13 protein-coding genes and 1 tRNA gene are annotated in these 17,458 nt (G+C 50.4%); 5 read left to right on the top strand and 9 right to left on the bottom strand.

Features of this window, described 5'->3' with window-relative positions:
- Positions 1–5 precede the first annotated feature (5 nt).
- Positions 6–3,233, bottom strand: coding sequence for a SusC/RagA family TonB-linked outer membrane protein (locus tag JUB14_RS16535; RefSeq protein ID WP_207507436.1), 3,228 nt, complete (start codon positions 3,231–3,233; stop codon positions 6–8).
- Positions 3,234–3,743: 510 nt separating this feature from the next.
- On the bottom strand, positions 3,744–4,319 hold the full coding sequence (msrA, locus tag JUB14_RS16540; RefSeq protein WP_229367932.1) for a peptide-methionine (S)-S-oxide reductase MsrA: 576 nt from the start codon (positions 4,317–4,319) through the stop codon (positions 3,744–3,746).
- Between the two features lie 188 nt (positions 4,320–4,507).
- Here msrA and JUB14_RS16545 point away from each other — a divergent pair, with 188 nt between their 5' ends.
- Positions 4,508–5,050 (top strand): CopD family protein, encoded by a 543-nt coding sequence (locus tag JUB14_RS16545; RefSeq protein ID WP_207507438.1) that lies wholly within the window; start codon positions 4,508–4,510, stop codon positions 5,048–5,050.
- Between the two features lie 12 nt (positions 5,051–5,062).
- On the opposite strand, the gene JUB14_RS16550 is transcribed toward JUB14_RS16545, so the two are convergent.
- From JUB14_RS16550 to hpt, 4 genes are all read right to left on the bottom strand, one after another.
- Positions 5,063–6,169, bottom strand: a complete 1,107-nt coding sequence (locus JUB14_RS16550; protein WP_207507439.1) for a GAF domain-containing protein — start codon at positions 6,167–6,169, stop codon at positions 5,063–5,065.
- A 359-nt stretch (positions 6,170–6,528) separates the two neighbouring features.
- A tRNA-Leu gene (locus JUB14_RS16555) sits at positions 6,529–6,612 on the bottom strand.
- A gap of 116 nt (positions 6,613–6,728) precedes the next feature.
- On the bottom strand, positions 6,729–8,126 hold the full coding sequence (locus JUB14_RS16560) for an MBL fold metallo-hydrolase RNA specificity domain-containing protein (protein ID WP_207507440.1): 1,398 nt from the start codon (positions 8,124–8,126) through the stop codon (positions 6,729–6,731).
- A 40-nt stretch (positions 8,127–8,166) separates the two neighbouring features.
- A complete protein-coding gene (hpt, locus tag JUB14_RS16565; RefSeq protein ID WP_207507441.1) occupies positions 8,167–8,697 on the bottom strand; it encodes a hypoxanthine phosphoribosyltransferase in 531 nt (176 codons plus the stop codon).
- 110 nt (positions 8,698–8,807) lie between these two features.
- Between hpt and JUB14_RS16570 the strand changes: the two genes are divergently transcribed.
- Complete coding sequence (locus JUB14_RS16570; RefSeq protein WP_207507442.1) at positions 8,808–10,037, top strand: tetratricopeptide repeat protein; 1,230 nt, start codon at positions 8,808–8,810, stop codon at positions 10,035–10,037.
- A 140-nt stretch (positions 10,038–10,177) separates the two neighbouring features.
- Here JUB14_RS16570 and JUB14_RS16575 read toward each other — a convergent pair whose 3' ends face one another.
- Complete coding sequence (locus JUB14_RS16575) at positions 10,178–10,651, bottom strand: Lrp/AsnC family transcriptional regulator (protein WP_207507443.1); 474 nt, start codon at positions 10,649–10,651, stop codon at positions 10,178–10,180.
- A gap of 319 nt (positions 10,652–10,970) precedes the next feature.
- On the opposite strand from JUB14_RS16575, the gene JUB14_RS16580 reads away from it, so the two are divergent.
- Positions 10,971–11,885, top strand: a complete 915-nt coding sequence (locus JUB14_RS16580) for an EamA family transporter (protein ID WP_229367935.1) — start codon at positions 10,971–10,973, stop codon at positions 11,883–11,885.
- A 67-nt stretch (positions 11,886–11,952) separates the two neighbouring features.
- Here the strand turns inward: JUB14_RS16580 and fcl are convergent, their stop codons facing one another.
- Positions 11,953–12,894 (bottom strand): GDP-L-fucose synthase, encoded by a 942-nt coding sequence (gene fcl, locus JUB14_RS16585; RefSeq protein ID WP_207507444.1) that lies wholly within the window; start codon positions 12,892–12,894, stop codon positions 11,953–11,955.
- A 93-nt stretch (positions 12,895–12,987) separates the two neighbouring features.
- On the opposite strand from fcl, the gene JUB14_RS16590 reads away from it, so the two are divergent.
- A complete protein-coding gene (locus JUB14_RS16590; protein WP_207507445.1) occupies positions 12,988–14,010 on the top strand; it encodes a toxin-antitoxin system YwqK family antitoxin in 1,023 nt (340 codons plus the stop codon).
- A gap of 118 nt (positions 14,011–14,128) precedes the next feature.
- Positions 14,129–15,820 (top strand): hypothetical protein, encoded by a 1,692-nt coding sequence (locus tag JUB14_RS16595; protein ID WP_207507446.1) that lies wholly within the window; start codon positions 14,129–14,131, stop codon positions 15,818–15,820.
- 5 nt (positions 15,821–15,825) lie between these two features.
- On the opposite strand, the gene JUB14_RS16600 is transcribed toward JUB14_RS16595, so the two are convergent.
- Complete coding sequence (locus tag JUB14_RS16600) at positions 15,826–17,103, bottom strand: D-alanyl-D-alanine carboxypeptidase/D-alanyl-D-alanine-endopeptidase (RefSeq protein ID WP_207507447.1); 1,278 nt, start codon at positions 17,101–17,103, stop codon at positions 15,826–15,828.
- Between the last annotated feature and the right edge of the window lie 355 nt (positions 17,104–17,458).

Genomic DNA, 17,458 nt, shown 5'->3' on the forward strand with positions numbered 1-17,458 from the left:
CAAACTTATAATGTAAGTTGAATACCTCCCATGTAAATGGTTGGCCTGGGATAGCCATGCCAGAGGATACCCTGCGAGAACACGTTGCTGGCTTCGTTACCGTTGGTAGGTGTAGCCTCAGGATCGCCGTGCGGATACTTGGTCAGCAGGAAGAAGTTCTGGGCCGACACGTACACGCGCAGACGGCTCAGTCTCATGCGGGAGGTCAGCTCTGAGGGTACGTTGTAGCCCAGCAGCAGGTTACGGCCACGAATAAAGGAGCCATCGTAAACCCAGCGGGTGTCTACATTGGTTACGTAGCCGGCGCGGGTTTCACGAATCTCGGCGATCGGTGAGCTCTGGTTTTGGGGAGTCCAGGCATCCAGTACTGACTTGTAACTGTTGGCAATGGCCTGGCGGTCTTCGCTTGGGTGCAGGGTCAGGTCGAGTACATCGTTACCGTATACATACTGCAGGTCGAGCGTCAGGTCGAAGTTGCCAAAGCGAACAGTGTTCATAACAGAACCCCAGCCCTTGGGACTACCATTTCCGATAATAGTACGGTCGGCATCCGTAATGGCCTTGTCACCGTTCAGGTCGCGGTACTTAATATCACCTGGCAGCATGGTCAGGTTGTTACGGTAGCTCCTGAACTGAGCAGCCTCATCACGCTCGGCCTCACTCCAGACGCCATCCCGAATCAGTCCCCAGAAGGCACCTACTGGCTGACCGATGCGAATGATACTGGTTGGGTTAGTAAAGTTAGGTCCACCCACTCCGAAGATGTCCGAAGGAGTAGCCAGCGATAGCACCTTGTTGCGGTTGAAAGAAGCATTGAAGTTAGAAGTCCAGCTGAAGTTGCTTCTTTCTATGTTAACAGTATTCAGTGATAGCTCTACACCCTGGTTCTCCATCGAGCCTATGTTCTTCCGGATTACAGCGTAACCACTGGTACGAGGTACGGGAGCATCCAGTAGCATATCGGTCGTCTTACGGTAGTAGTAATCAGCTTCGAAAGATATTCGTCCTTTCAGTAAGCCTACCTCTACCCCTATGTCACTCTGGGCAGTTCTTTCCCAACGCAGGTTAGGGTTAGCCAGACGGTTGATACCAGTACCACCTACACGGGTGTCTCCGTATACAGTAGCGTAGTTGGAGCTAAGCAGTGAAAGCGACGAATATGGTGGAATCTCGGAGTTACCCGTTACGCCATAGCTGGTACGCAGTTTCAGGTTTGAGATCAGGTTATTTCCTTTCAGGAAGTCTTCCTCGGATACTTTCCAGGCCAGAGCCGCCGATGGGAAGAAAGAGAACTTGTGGTTTTCTCCAAACTTAGACGATCCGTCGGCCCGTCCGGTCACAGTCACCAGGTACTTGTCTCTCAGGCTATAGTTAATACGGCCAAAGTACGAGTTAAAGGCAAACCGTGAAGCACCCGATCCAACCTGAGGGTTAGTGGCACCAGCACCCAGGTTATCAAAGCCAAAGTAGTCCGTGGCAAAGTTCTGGATGTAGGCTCGCATAGCAGTAGATCTGGTTTCCTGCCACGAAATACCTGCCAAACCCGTAAAAGCGTGGATACCATTAAAGGTTTTGTTGTAGGTCAGGTAATTCTCCAGCGACCAGAACATTTGCTTGTTAAATACTTTCTCCGCTGTACCAAACTGTGATATAGCCAACGTACGGGTACTCGACTGGTTTATTTCCTGATTTATTGCATTTACACCCAATACGGTGCGCATTTCCAGGCCTGGAGCCAGCGTGAGGTTCGTGTACAAGCTTCCCAGGGTAGTTTGGGTACCTATGATATACTTCCGGCCCATCAGGCGGTGTATCGAGCTCATAGTACCTTCAGCCTGTGGGTAATCCCGGTTATTAGCAAAAGTACCGTCGGCATAACGTACCGGTAGGAACGGGAAGTCCTCTACGATCTGACGCGATACGGCATCATTAATGTCCGACAGGTTTTCGGTCTGGTGGTTGTAGCTCAGGGTAGCACCTATTTTCAGCCATTTCTTCACCTGGTCGTCGATGCTGAACCGGGTGGCGTAGCGGGTCTGGTAGGTAGTCTTGATCAATCCCTGCTCGTCGCGGTAGTTTAGAGACAGGGCGTAGGTAGTACGGTCATTACCCCCGCTAATACCCAGTTGGTGGTTCTGCGAAACCCGGTTCTGAGTAGCTTCTTCAAACCAGTCTGTATCGTGCAGCGGGTTAAGATTCGCATCAAAAACACCTGGGAACTTAGCAGCATAATCTCTTCTGCGCTTGACAGGGTCCAGGTTAGCGTACTTACCCGATGCCCAGCCGGCCGGATCATACTTGGCGATATTGGCATAAGCCAGATCCTCCACCTGCAGATACTCCTTCGCATTCAGTACCTGAGGCCGCTTGGGACCAATGGTAGGCACGCTCAGGTCAGTGCTGTATGTTACCTGTCCTTCACCCGCTCTTCCTTTCTTGGTAGTTACCAGAATTACTCCGTTTGCACCACGGGCACCGTAGATGGCCGTTGAGGAAGCATCTTTCAGTACCTCTACCGATACGATATCGTTGGGGTTGATGTAATCAATGGGAGAGCTATACTGGGCGAGGTTAGCCTGAGGAAGCATTACTCCGTCTACTACGTATAGCGGGTTATTAGAGGAGTTGATGGAGCTGAAACCGCGAATACGTACGTTGGTTCTACCACCCGGGCGACCGGAGTTGGTATTAACCTGCACACCGGGCAGACGACCGGCCAGCATCTGGTTCAAAGAAGGAGCCGGACGCTCTTTCAACTCGGCTTCTTTTACTGAACCCACCGCTCCGGTCAGGTCTGACTTACGGGCCGTTCCGTAACCGATTACTACCACTTCATTCAGTACTCTGGTATCCGCTTCGATGGCTACATCGATGGTGCTGCGGTTGCCTACCGGTACTTCCTGGCTTGTGTAACCCACAAAGCTGAAAACCAGAACGCCTCCGTTGTCGGGTACCGATATCGTATAGTTACCGCTTCCGTCTGTAGTGGTTCCCATGTTTGTACCTTTCACAACCACGTTCACACCTGGCAGGCCCTCTCCGCTCGTCTTATCGGTCACTTTACCTTTTACGGTTCTCTCAATGGCAGTGGCACTTTTTACCACTACGTGCGATGCGTCAATGGTATTGGCTTGTGCCCCAATAGGACCAGCCAATACCAACAGGATTGGCAGACTCTTATAGAATACATTCCGCGGTCGGAACATATATAGTGAGGTAGATTTTTTTTTCATTGGTTAAGTCTAAGTTGAAATTTTGTCTGCATACTCTTCATATACAGATTGGAGAGAAGCGGTTGATTCAGAAAGAAGGTTTTGTCATATCATTATTGATTAGGTTAAACATATATTCTTCAGATGTACTTATCAGGATTGTGTCCGTAACATACCAGTAGTATACAGTTGTGAGGCTATCATTGATTAACTTAAGAAAACATAAGTGTACTCCGGTTACCTATTATTGGTTACAACTCTGATGAATCGGTAGTACTATTAAATCAAAATTTAGACCTTTATACTCTTCTAAAATAAAATTTTTTAAAAAGATTTATTTACCGGCATATCTTCAACTTCTGGCGCCTTGTTGGTAAGTATTGGATAACCCCAGATATAGGCCTGAAGCGAAGCAGAACAGTATGTCGAACACATAAAAAAAGCCCGGTTGCAAGTATGCAACCGGGCACCTGTATTTAGCGCTACTATCTATCTGGTACAGGTAGGAGCAGCGCTGAATATCCTATCAAATTAGTTTGTTACTTCTTTTCTGAGCTTATCCTTAAATACCTTTTTGAATTTGTCAAGTTTTGGCGCGACCACAAACGCGCAATATCCCTGCTCAGGATTATTAGCGAAGTAGTTTTGGTGGTAGGCTTCGGCCGGATAGAAAATCTCAGCTTTGGAAATCTCTGTTACAATAGGTTTTCCATAAGCTCCTGCCTTATCGAGCTCACGCCTGGCCTCTTCGGCCAGCTGCTTCTGCTCATCGTTATGGTAGTAAATTACCGAGCGGTACTGAGTACCTATATCGTTACCCTGGCGGTTAAGTGTAGTAGGGTCATGGCTGCGGAAGAAGGCTTCCAGCAGATCGGCATAGCTGATCTTAGCCGGATCGTAGTTAAGCTGTACACACTCGGCATGGCCGGTGGTACCTTCGCATACGGCACGGTATGAAGGGTTAGGCACCTGTCCCCCCGAATAGCCCGATACTACATTATATACTCCATCCAGTGACTCAAAAACGGCCTCCGTACACCAGAAACAGCCCGTCCCGAAGGTGGCTGTTTCCAGACCGGCCGCGTTAGCAGTAGGTTCGTTATTCATTTTTCTCTTTTGGTTTTTGTTTGACTGAGCATAAGACACTACTGTAACCAGGTTCAGTAGCGTAAGCGTGAAAATCAGGAGGGTTGTTTTCATCCGAACTATGTTGTTCTTTTGGTCCGATATATAAATGAACGTTTCGTAACAGCGGAAAGTTTATCTGCCTGACTACCGACTCTATTGCCATCATCATGACCTATCTTCACGTCAAAGCTCTGCATATTATATTTGTAGTAAGCTGGTTTGCCGGCCTGTTTTATATGCCCCGCCTGTTTGTGTACCATACGGAGGCACAGGAGCTTCCCGAGCAAGGACGTAACGTCCTGTTCACTCAGTTTATCAAGATGGAAAAGCTCCTCTGGAACGCGATCATGGTACCTGCTATGTGGCTGACCCTCATTACCGGCGCTACGATGCTGTACCTGACCCCCGACTGGCTCACCCAGGGCTGGATGCAGCTTAAACTGGCTTTTGTGGGGGGCTTGCTGGTATATCATCTCTATACCCACAAACTATTGCTGGAGATACGCCGCGGTCACTTTCGGTTTTCCTCCCTCAAGCTGCGCCTCTGGAACGAGGTCGCTACCATCTTTCTTTTTTCTATTGTATTTCTGGTCGTACTCAAGAATACCCTCGACTGGATCTGGGGCGTAATGGGGCTCATTGCCTTCGCGGTACTCATTATGTCCGCGGTACGAATCGCTAAGAAGGTGCGGGAGAAGAAACAGGGATAGTACCAGCGGCTTTTAGTTGCTCTCTTTTTTCTTTTCCCTTAGTATATGGTAGTCATCGTTGAGCTGCCGCGTATACTCGTCCAGTTCATCGGCTACAGCCTTCAGCATATTGATGTACTCTTTCTGCGTTTCTTCATCCAGGCCGTAGTCCTGAATAATGGTTACAAGATTGACCATATTGGCTATAGGCTTGCGCAGAACATGTGAAATATCGAACAAGATTTGCTCAAGAGTGCGTGAGTACTCTTTCCTCTCAGTTATATCCTGCAAGGTACCATACCAGGTGATAGCCCCTTGCCTGTTTCTTTCAAGGATCGAATCTGCAAAATGCCAGGTAGTCTTACCACTATCAGAAAGGATCCGGAACTCTACCTTCCATATATCCTTCTCCCGGAGCGCCTCACTGATACTCTTCTGAACAAGTACTACATCATCAGGATGAATAACCGAAAAAAACTGGTTTGGATAGGCTTCAAGCAACTGAGGAGTAAGCCTGGAATGTACATTCGCAATTCCTTTGCTTATAAATGAAAAAGACATTTTGCCTGATTCATTTATTTCAAACTGAAAAATAACACCAGGTACATAGTCCGTTAGCTTTTTTAATCTGGCGGCATCAGATCCTATTTTATCAGCCTGCTCTATAATCAGCCTCCTCCTTTCCAGCAGAGACATCGCTTTTTTAGCAAGCAGTTGTAAGGCTTTCTTTTGAAAATCCGAGAGACAACGGGGCTTGTCATCAATGATGCATAAAGTACCTAAAACTGCCCCTTGTGGCGTTTCGATAGGAGCACCGGCATAGAAGCGGATGTTAGGGCTGTCCAACACGAGCGGATTATTTTTGAAGCGCTCGTCGTCAAGGGCATCGTTCACCACCAACACCTCGTTGGGCGAATGCAGTGCATGCTGGCAGAATGAATTCTGCCTGGGAGTTTCCTCAATGTCAATACCTACTTTAGCCTTTAACCACTGCCGCTTTTCGTCTACCAGTGATACCAGCGAGATAGGTGTGTTAAAGATAACCGATGCGATCTGAGCCAGCTCATCCAGCTCATCATCGGGCGGCGTATCCATTATATTATATTTTGACAACTCGAGCAGTCTTTCTTGTTCGGTCATGGTTATGTGTGTTAGTGATCAATGCTGATAACAAGAGCTTTTGCCAGTAAATAAATAGTACTATGTAAAAGATCACTGCACCTGACCATCTAACTAGTGCAGAACCTAATAACTACCACAGCTAAAATAAATCAGAAATACTGTACTACTACCACCTTTAAGTAAGTAGCATACATTTCTAATTTAAATATAATTAGGTAAAAACGCTAAGGAAGACACTATACGTTCCAGATCAGGAACTTAGCGCAAGAAAGAAGCCGATCAGCTACGCCAGGATATGGGTATAGCCCTATTTACATTGTGGTAAAAGCAAAAATCCTTCTAATTCCTGTTGCCAGTCCTTAGAAGGATTTTATGTGTACCGAAGGCGGGACTCGAACCCGCACAGGGCAACCCCCACACGCCCCTGAAACGTGCGTGTCTACCAATTCCACCACTTCGGCGTACCACGTTTTGAGAGTGCAAATATACAGTAACAAATTTTAATTAAACAAGAGGTCAGCCGCTGTAAATGCAGAAAAATTATTACAAACTAACTACCCTCCTCTTTCTCAACCTACTATACAGTTACGCTTTCATACAGGTCCGGGATATGCACCGTACCGAAGCCAGCCTTCTCCAGCTTAAGCTTAAAGGCTACCTGCGTTTCGTACTCCCCGTGTACCAGAAATACCTGCCTCACCCGCTCAGGATCCTGGCAGGACAGGTACTCGATCATCTCATTATAGTCGCCATGAGCCGAGAAGGAGTCCATCACCTCTACCCGGGCCTTTACTGAAACGGTGTCTCCAAAGATCTTTACTTCTTCATCACCCCGCTTCAGAGCTCCCCCCAGCGTGTTGGGAGCGCTATAACCTACAATCAAGACGGTCGTACTGGGATTTTCTATGTTGTTCCGGATGTGGTGCTTGATGCGACCTGCCTCGGCCATGCCGGATGACGATATTATGATACAAGGTTCTTCACGCTGGTTCAGCGCCTTGGAGTCGGCTACATCCGAGATGTAGTGCAGGTACGGAAAAGCAAAGGCATCGCCGTCCTTCTCGATGTAGTCCAATATATCCGGATTAAAGTAGTCGCTGTTTTCCTGCATGACCCGCGTAGCCCGTACCGCCAAGGGGCTATCGATGTACACCGGCAGCCGGGGTAGCTTGCCCTCACTGGACAACTGGTCAAGGGCATAGATCAGCTCCTGGGTACGGTCAACGGCAAAGGCCGGAATGAGGAGCTTGCCGCGTCGCTCTACGCAGGTATCGTGTACGATCCGGAGCAGGTGGGCCTTCATATCCGGCTGAGGCTCGTGCTGCCGGTTACCATAGGTAGACTCACAGATAATATAATCAGCCTGCGGAAAGGGCTCGGGACCATTCAGTATATTGTCATTAGGTCTACCAATGTCGCCCGTAAAGGTGAGCTTTTTAAAAGTACCTGCGTCCGGGATGGTCAGATGCACCGCCGCGCTGCCCAGCAGGTGTCCAGCATCCGTAAAGAAGGCTTCTACCTCATCATCACCCAGATGAAAAGACTGGTGGTACTGCACAGGCTGGAACTGGCTCAGGGCCCGCTCGGCGTCCTGCGCGTTATAGAGTAGTTCCAGCTCGGGCCGTCCCTGCTTGCGACGGCGCTTGTTGATGCGCTCCGTGTCCTTCTCCTGAATATAGGCGCTATCCAGGAGCATGAGCCGGCACAGATCAGCCGTGGCGGAAGTGCAGTAGATGGGTCCCTTAAATCCCTGGCGAACCAGCCGGGGAATCAGTCCCGAGTGATCGATATGGGCGTGCGAAAGAATCAGATAGCCTATTTCTGAAGCTTCAAAACCAAAGTTCTGGTTGAACTCATCCGTCTGTATTCCCTGAAACAGTCCACAATCCAGCAGTATTCGCGTACCGCGTTCGGTCGTGATAAGGTGCTTACTGCCGGTGACAGTCCGGGCGGCTCCAAAAAACTGGATTTGCATGCGAATGAAAGATTTAGAATGAACATTGTTCTACATAACCCTACTCAGCCAGTACATATATAGCATCCAGGTTACGTCCTAGGCCGTCATAGTCTAGGCCGTACCCCACTACAAACCGGTTTTGGATCTCAAACCCAACGTAGCGGAGATCAATAGCTATCTTCTGAGCCTCCGGTTTATGCAGCAGCGTTACCACCTCTACGGAGGCCGCTTCCTGTGCTTTTAGCTGACTGATCAGCTGGCTCATGGTCAGGCCAGTATCCACAATATCTTCTATTACGATTACCTCCCGGCCCTGCACCGCTTCCGCCAGTCCCAGTATCTGTTTTACCTTCCCCGTCGACTGGGTCTGCTCGTAGGAAGCCAGCTTGATGAACGATATTTCGCAGAGTACATCCACGCCTTTGAGCAGGTCCGACGCAAACATAAAAGCCCCGTTGAGTACCACTACAAACAGCGGGTTCCGGCCTTTATAATCACGGCTAATGTCCCTTCCCATATCCACAATACGCTGATTCAGAGCTTCTCTCTCAATGAACGGCGCAAAAACTTTGTCTTTAACAGTAACCATACCTTTTATAAGAAGGGGGCCAAATTAATCTATTTTTCAAAAACCCGTCCCCTGCCAAACGTAAATCTCAAATCTAACGTTACTTGGTCAGATTTCCGGAACACCAAAAAATGAAAAGACTGAAAAACCTGTTAATCCTCCTGTTTGTCGTTCTTATTGCCCTGCCTAAGGCCCAGGCTCAGTTATACTCCTCGGCCGATCTGGACAAGAATTACGACATGCTCCTGAAAAACCCCGGTGTGCAGATAGAGGCCACTGAGGCTATTAACCTTTTGTATAACTATAAGTTTGACGAAGCTGATAAAGAGTTTCGCTGGCTTAAGTACCGTTACCCCAACCATCCCATGCCGCACTTCCTGATGGGTCTGGCTGAGTGGTGGAAGATTGTACCTAATACCGAGAATACTGCCTACGACGACCGGCTGATTGCCCAGATGGACTCTAGCATAGCACTGGCCGAAAAGCTGTATGATGAAAGAGACAATAAAGTAGAGCCGGCTTTCTTTCTGGCGGCTTCGTACGCCTTCAAAGCAAGGCTGTATTCGGAGCGCAAGATGTGGACGAAGGCAACCCTGGCCGGCAAGAGCTCGCTGAAGTACATGGATCAGTCTAAGGGCAACGCTGAGCTGAGCCCGGAGCTGCTGTTTGGCGATGGCATCTATAACTACTACGCGGAGTGGATCCCGAAGGAGTACCCCCTGCTCAAGCCTATCCTGGTGTTTTTTCCCAAGGGTAACAAGAAGCTCGGTGCCCAACAACTGGAGAAGGTAGCCAACAATGCCTTCTATACCCGCGTGGAGGCCCGGTACTTTCTGCTGCAGATTTACAGCATGGAGAATGAATACGGCAAAGCCTACGACATGGCCAAGTACATGTGGCAGACTTTCCCGGACAACCCTTACTTCGAAAGGTACTTCTGCCGTACGGCTTTCGTAACGGGCCACATGGCCGAAGCACAGCAGGCCGCCTCCAACATTCTGGACAAGATCAACCGCCGCATGCCGGGCTACGAAGGCGTTAGCGGACGCAACGCGGCCTACGTACTGGCCTACTACAACCATAACCACTTCCGCAACTATGACGAAGCCAAGAAGTACTACCAGCAGGCCATTAACTACTCAGTGCAGACTAAGTCACTCAATGCCGGGTACTACGTATCGTCCCTGCTGGGACTGGGCAAAGTAGCCGAAGTCGAAAAAGACTTCGACGAAGCTCAGCGCTACTACAAGCTGGCGCTGGACAAGGCTGATCGAAAGTCGAGCCAGCACGACGAAGCCAAAAAGGCCATCGACAGCCTTAAGAAGGCCCGCCGCGACGCCCGCCGTAACCGCAGGAAATGAGGTGCTAGTGATTAGCTATTAGTTGTTAGCTATTAGTATCTTCTTTCATCAAACAAGTTAATATATACAAGAAAGCCCCGCCAGTTCTGGCGGGGCTTTCTTGTATAAAGAATCAAATGCTATGAGCGGCTCTTATCAATTCAGGGAATGGGCATGGTCTTGCTTTCCTTGAAGGTCGACAGGATCACCATCGTTTGGGTACTGGCTACCTCTTCAATTTCATTGATCTTTTCCAGCATCAGTTTCTGATAGGTACTTATATCCTTTGAAATCACCTTGATCAGGAAGTCCCCGGTCCCGGTGATGTGGTGGCATTCGATAATTTCAGGTATTGAATTTACTTTCTCGACGAATGACTCCGTAACGGCTTTCTTATGACCCACCAGCGAAATTTGTACAAAGGTGGTAACCCCTAAGCCTACTTTCTCGGGATCCAGCTGCGCATGGTAACTTTTGATTATACCCGACTGCTCAAGCTTTTTGACACGCTCCAGGGTAGGAGCTGGCGAAAGTCCAATTTCTTTGGAAAGCTGAGCGTTCGTAATCTTGGCATTTGACTGCAGAATCTCAAGTACTTTACGATCTATATGATCGAGTTTCAATGTGGAAGACATCTCTCTATTAATGATTTATATGCTATCTGGTTTTGCTCCGCAAAGCTACTCAGATTCCCGAATATTATTACAAAAAAATACTGAATATTTGTTGTCCTATAAAATTATCGTAGGCAAATGCCTGCTTTCACCTTTAAATATTAGGTTTAGGCAATTATATACCTAATCCTTTCAGTAGGTTAATTTGGCTCCGAACCGGCTGGTTCGGCCCCAATGTACGCCCGGTGCAACTATGAGTTACATGACAGTATGGATTGATTAGATATCTATGAATATAGGTCGTGCCCCAAATTTCATGCTGTTGCAGTCCAACTAGTAAATGTCTACTATTGTATATATGTCGGTATCTGCACTACTATCTGTCACTACAGCCCTGGCTATCGTGGTACGAATCATAGCCAATCCGCTTTCCAACGTCTTCCAGAAACAACTGACCGCTCAGGCCGCGCACCCGCTTTTCATTACTACCACTACCTTTGGCTTTCTGAGCCTCCTGTGCCTGATCTTTTCTCTACCACTCCATTTGCTGAGTCTTTCCCCAGCCTTCTGGACTATCATGCTGACTGTCGGGCTGCTGTCTGCGGCTGGAAACGCCCTTCTCGTCAAGGCACTCCAGCTGGGGGATCTTTCCGTACTGGGACCTATCAATGCCTATAAATCAGTAGTGAGTATTATATTGGGTATCGCGCTCCTGGGCGAAGTACCCGGCTGGCTGGGCATAGCCGGGGTCCTGTGCATCATAGCAGGCAGCTATTTTGTACTGGATGCGGGCGCTACGGGTCAGTGGTCGTGGGCACTACTCCACCAGCCCGAGATCCGCTACCGGTTGGCGGCTCTGGTATGTACCGCTACCGAAGCAGTCTTTATCAAGAAAGCCGTGCTGCTTTCGTCCCCGACCATCGCGTTTGTCTTCTGGTGTACCCTGGGGTTTATAGTCTCCCTGCTCTGGGTAGCCGTTGCACTGCGCCACCAGTGGCGGCAGCAACTAGCGCTGGTAGCAACCCACCGACGTACGTACCTGCTGCTATTCCTGTCGGTGGGGCTGATGCAGCTTTCCACCAACTTTGCCTTTGAGGGCATTCAGGTGGGGTATGCGCTGGCCCTGTTTCAGCTATCGGCGGTTCTCAGCGTGCTGTTTGGCTACCGGTTCTTTCAGGAAACGCACATCCGTCGCAAGCTCCTGGGAGCTTTTATCATGGTCGCCGGCGCCGTACTGATTACCCTGGCTCCCTAAATACCAGTAGCCCCTGCCGTACAGGACAGGTCCTATTCGGCAGGGGCTACCTGAGTGATATTATATCTTACACCGCGTACTCTTCGATCTTCTGCAGGAAATCCTGATACGTAGCTTGTATTCCCTCTTCGAGGCCAATCCGGTGCTTCCAGCCCAATCCGTGCAGTTTGTTTACATCCATGAGCTTACGGGGCGTACCGTCGGGCTTATCAGTATTCCATTTTATCTCACCTTCGTAGCCTACCACATTCTGGATCAGCTCGGCCAGGGACTTGATGGTCACATCATCCCCTACTCCGATGTTGATCAGTTCCGGCTCGCTGTAGTGGTCCATCAGGTAGTAGCAGGCATCGGCCAGGTCGTCGGCGTGCAGGAACTCCCGCCGCGGCGAGCCCGTTCCCCATAGCTCTACGAACGGCTTACTATCTACCTTCGCCTCGTGGAACTTCCGGATCATGGCCGGCAGTACATGGGAATTATTCAGGTCGTAGTTGTCGTTAGGGCCGTACAGGTTGGTAGGCATTACGGATATAAAGTCGCAGCCGTACTGGCTCCGGTAGGCTTCACAAAGCTTAATGCCCGCAATCTTAGCTATGGCGTAGGGTTCGTTGGTAGGTTCCAGCAGACCGGTCAGCAGGTAGTCTTCGCGGAGTGGCTGGGGGGCCATCTTGGGATAGATACATGACGAGCCCAGGAAGAGGAGCTTCTTGACCCCTACGCGGTAAGCGCTGTCAATCACGTTATTCTGAATCTGTAAGTTATCCAGTAGGAATTCGGCACGATAGATGTTATTAGCCATGATACCTCCTACCTTAGCCGCCGCCAGGAACACGTACTCAGGGCGCTCGGCTTCAAAGAAATCATGAACGGCCTGCTGATCGCGCAGGTCCAGTTGGGATGAGGTACGAAACACAAAATTGGTATATCCTTCGGCCTGTAAGCGGCGCAGAATGGCTGAACCCACCATACCCCGGTGGCCGGCGATGTAGATTTTAGCGTTTTTTTCCAAGGTGCAGAGAAGTTTGTTAATTTAGAGGTCAATAACCCGGAGGTCCGTTCGTTACAAATGTAACAATCTTGACCCGAAGAATCTGTTAATTTTATGCAAAGGAGTATTATCGGATGTTGTATTGTGTGGATAAGCCTCTCAGCCGGGGCGTGGGCTCAGACCGATAAACCCAAAAAATCAACCAAAGAGCGGATTCAGCAAACGCAGGCCGGAGCCGATACCCTGCGTGACCGGCTGCGCTCTAACGGAGTGGACGTTCAGTTACCCGGCCTCTCCCCCACCGGCTCGGTCGCCCTGCCCGGCGGCAAGAGCAAGGCCGCCAGCCTCTCTACCCTGCTGGGCGAAGATATACCCGACCTGGGCCTTAAAGTACAGGAGTACAAGGACCACCGCGCTGAGCGCCGCCGCAAAGCCAAAAAAGCCAAGCTAGCTAAGGTGCAGTACGAGGGGATACTCATGCAGAAAATGGCGGTGAAGTTCGGGAGTGGTGACCGCGCTACCATCGAAGAGTTTCACGTGCTGAAAGAGTACCAGCCCATCAACCCCTACGTCCGTGCCGCCCAGACTCGCTGGTACGATCTGAAAAAGAAAAATCTGAGTTCATCGGTAGTCAAGGAGAAGAAAGAAGCCCTCCCCCTGCATGGCCCCTACAAGCGCTACGTAGCCGGCGTCCTGGTCGAGGAAGGTTACTACTACATGGGGACTAAAGACGGCCGCTGGGCCCGCTACGATTCCAAGTACAATCTGCTGGATAAGAGCCATTGGTACCGGGGCTTCCCGGCGGAGTCACGCATCACCTGGTACGACTCGGCTCATACCAAAGTCAAGGAAGTTATACCCGTGCAGTTCGGTACCATAGATGGAGAATACCTCAGCTTCTACGACGGAGGCCAGCTCATGGCCTCAGGCAAGTACGAGCGTGGCAAAAAGGTAGGCCGCTGGGTAGAGTACTACCAGTACCGCCGCCAGCGTAAGCAGGAGATGCAGTACCCCAAGAGTTGCTGGGACGAAGACTTTGAACCCTTCGTACTACGCGAGTGGGATGACAAAGGTAATATACTGTATGACTACTCTAAAGACCCGCGGGCTTCGGCGGAAGTAGAAGACGAAAACTAAGCGTTTACAGTAGTTACTCTAAATCTTTTCTATTTTTGGCGTTGTGTTCTACAAACAGAGCGCCTTTCTTATGGAAGTTCCCCAAAGAGTTCAACATATTCATAAAAGTAATCAATTGATGGCGGACCATGAGCTACCGCTCCTGTGGCTTGCCAAAGTCCTGTGTATCCTCCCCTTGCTGCTGTACGGATGGGCTTTTTTCACCGTAGCCTATAACGTCAATTACATTGCCTACGATGATATCACCATCCTGAGTGTTATCCCCGGATTTGACGACGCCTCCTGGCCCGAGCGCTGGCGCCGTCTCACCGACCTGTTTCCTGAACACCGCCTTGTCTTTTCCCGATCAATAGTCCTGCTGAGCTATGAATTATTTGGCCGGGTAGATCTGGTGTGGCTGATGGCCATTGGTAACCTTTGCTGGGCAGGTTGTGCCTGGCTCTTCTACCTGGTATTCAAAAGACTTAATCTTTCTATTTGGTACTTTGTACCTGTATCCTGGATATGGTTCAATATCCAATCGTTCGAAAATATATACTGGGGGGTAAGTTCGCTCTGCAACTTTGGGGTGATCTTCTTCGCCCTGTTGGCGTTGTATCTGGCTACGCACTCCCCAAGGCTTCTTACGGCTTCCCTGCTGGCGGCCGTAGCGGCTACGTTCACCTATGGCAATGGCCTTATGGTTTTTCCGGTATTGGCGGGACTGGCCTGGATTACCGGCCGCAAGAAAGACTTTTTTATTACAGTGGCCGTAGCGACCATCACCGCTATTATCTACTTCATTGACTTTACACCTATCACCGAGAGCATGAGCCTGACCAACCCAACCCAGGTTCAGCAGGCTATTGCGAGCTTTTTCGGTTTTATTGGCTCCATTGCCACGCTCTGGGGCTACGCAGCCTATACCGGTCAGATCCACATGCTCTACCTGTCTGTCCCCGTGGGTGTAGCACTGGTAGCTCTGCTGATCCTGGTTTACAAAGCACATCTGGCTTCCTTGTTCCGGTCGCTATGGGGCAAGCCGGTTCAGCTCACTCCCGCCGCCCAGTTTGCTCTGGTAGCGGCGCTCTTTGTAGCCATTACTACTTTTGCCGTTGTCTATAAGCGTATTCCCATTGATGAGTTTACTGGTATGTTCAAAGGGCGCTATCGCATGTACTCTGCTCTATGGCTGGTAGCGCTTTATCTGGGAGCCATTGCTCTCTATAACTTCAGCTTCTCAAAGCTGGCGGCTATTACAGCCGGCAGTGTAGTCCTGAACCTGGCCTTGCTATATACCAACTTTGGCCCGGCCGTCGAAAACCGCCGCCAGGCCATTGCGTTGGAGTTTAACTCCCGCTACAATGCTGACTGGCTGGGTCTGAAAATGTTCGGCATGGAACAGACGTACTACGAGCAGATCCGCGCCTATTACGGATCCGACGATCCGCTGGCCGAAGGCTGGAACCCACGCCAGGCTGGCGGTACCCTGGCCTGCGACGGATCGTATCCCCTAGATAGTGTCTACGCGCAGGGTGGAGGCATCAACATCTATTCCACCAAAGACTACTTTGATGTAGAAAAAGACTATACAGACGGCGCCTACGTGCTGCTCAAATCCGACCAGCATATCTATGCCTCCCCTCCGGGTCAGGCAGCCCTGCCGATGCGTACCTTTTTCCGAAGGCTCCGGTACTTCAGCCGCGGGTTCAATGCTTCTTTCTTTCAGGCTAGTATCGAGCCCGGTACCTATCAGATCTACCTGCTGGTTCGCCAGAACGGCATCAACAAGATCTACTGTACCGGCCGTACCTGGGTCGAAACCGAATAAGCTACCTAGTTCCGCCGGTGCAGCTCAGTCAGTATCCGCTCCACCTCCTTTCTGATCTCGGACGTAGGACGGGTGTAGTTATTATTCATAAAGCTGAACAGCAGCGTCCGGCCTTTGCGGGTGACCAGGTAGCCGCTCAGGCTGTAGTTATTGCTCAGCGAGCCACTCTTGGCGTAGATAAAGGTTTCTTCTCCCTTAAACATGTTCCGTACGGTACCTGACTTGCCCCCCTGGGCCAGTATAGAAAACAACCGCTCCCTCGGTACCTTCTCATAGATCTTGTCCAGCAACTTTACCATCGTGCGCGGCGTAAACAGGTTGTAGCGCGACAGCCCCGAGCCATCCCGCCATACCGGGCGGTCGGGCAGGTCGGCCAGGTGGTGTTCGATGGCGTGTTCGATGGCCTGCTCTGCATTGAGGGGCAACCCATTGGCTGCCGCGTAGAGCAGCATCAGTTGCTCGGCCAGCATGTTGTCGCTTACCTTCATCATGCGGGCGTAGAGCGAATCCGAGGGAATACTGTACACAGTACTAAGAGGTACATCTTGCAGTGACTCCCGTATGACTTCCACGGGCCGGTTCAGACCATGAGTCAGCAGGTCCGCCGTCAACTGGTGCGACATCTTCACCGGTACATCCTGCTCCAGCCCTACCGGCAGCGCGTACAGCGAGTGACGAAACAGGTTGCGGTCCTCATCGCGTTGTATGCCTTGCACGGCCGGATCGGTTAGTAATGAATCGGCCCAGTAGCGCGGCCCCACGTACAGCAGCCGGGTCGAGTCGCTCACAAAGCGTGCTATGTTGCCGTATACCGGCAGCGGCGACCGCTCGGGCTGGTAGTAGTCGTTGTAGTCACTCCACGCCCAGCCCGGTCCGAAGCGCTCATCCTTGAAGTTAGCAGGCGAGAAGAACAGTCGCTCCGGACGCCCTCGCAGAAAACCATACACCGCACTCCGCGGCAGGTCCGGGTGCAGCAGCGACGGATCGCCCGTTCCCTGAAAGATCAGGCTGTCGCCCCGCACCAGGTACTGCAACCCCGGCAGCGAGTCTCCTAATGCGGATAGTCCGGCGTAGAAGCTGAATAGTTTGGTGTTGGAGGCGGGGGTAAAGTACTTATCGGCCTGGTAGGAGGCCAGTGTCTTTTCCCGGGCGGGATCGTATACCGCTATGCCTACGTGGTGTCCGCTTAGCACCGGTGATTTTTTCAGCTCCCGCTTCACGTAGTGGGTCAACGAGCAGCTGGATAGAGTAAAGACACTTAATACAAAAAGGAGTAAACGCATGTAGGGGTGGTTGATTCGTAATCAGGGAATGGATAAATATAGATAGTAACGTGCTATTGCTGGTTGTAGCATACCAACTATTTCAAACCTGAATCAGGAAACTTGACAATAGAGAGCTTTTTTCCCTTCTTTCCGACTATTCCAATCCAGGTTAATAAAGGTTTTATTCTTCAATGATATATGTAAGCCTGATTCAACGTCCTTGGGTACTGCTGTCTCTTGCCCTCCTCCGCCGGGCGGGCGGCGCCCTCTCAACACCGCTGGCATATTAATGGCCCCGCGCAATTCAGCCGCACACTGGCCATTAATATAGGCGGCTTATGAGAGGGCTGAGAAATTTTGTCATATTTCTGCT

Origin of the sequence: Telluribacter humicola (assembly GCF_017355935.1) — a bacterium.
Taxonomy (GTDB): domain Bacteria; phylum Bacteroidota; class Bacteroidia; order Cytophagales; family Spirosomataceae; genus Telluribacter; species Telluribacter humicola.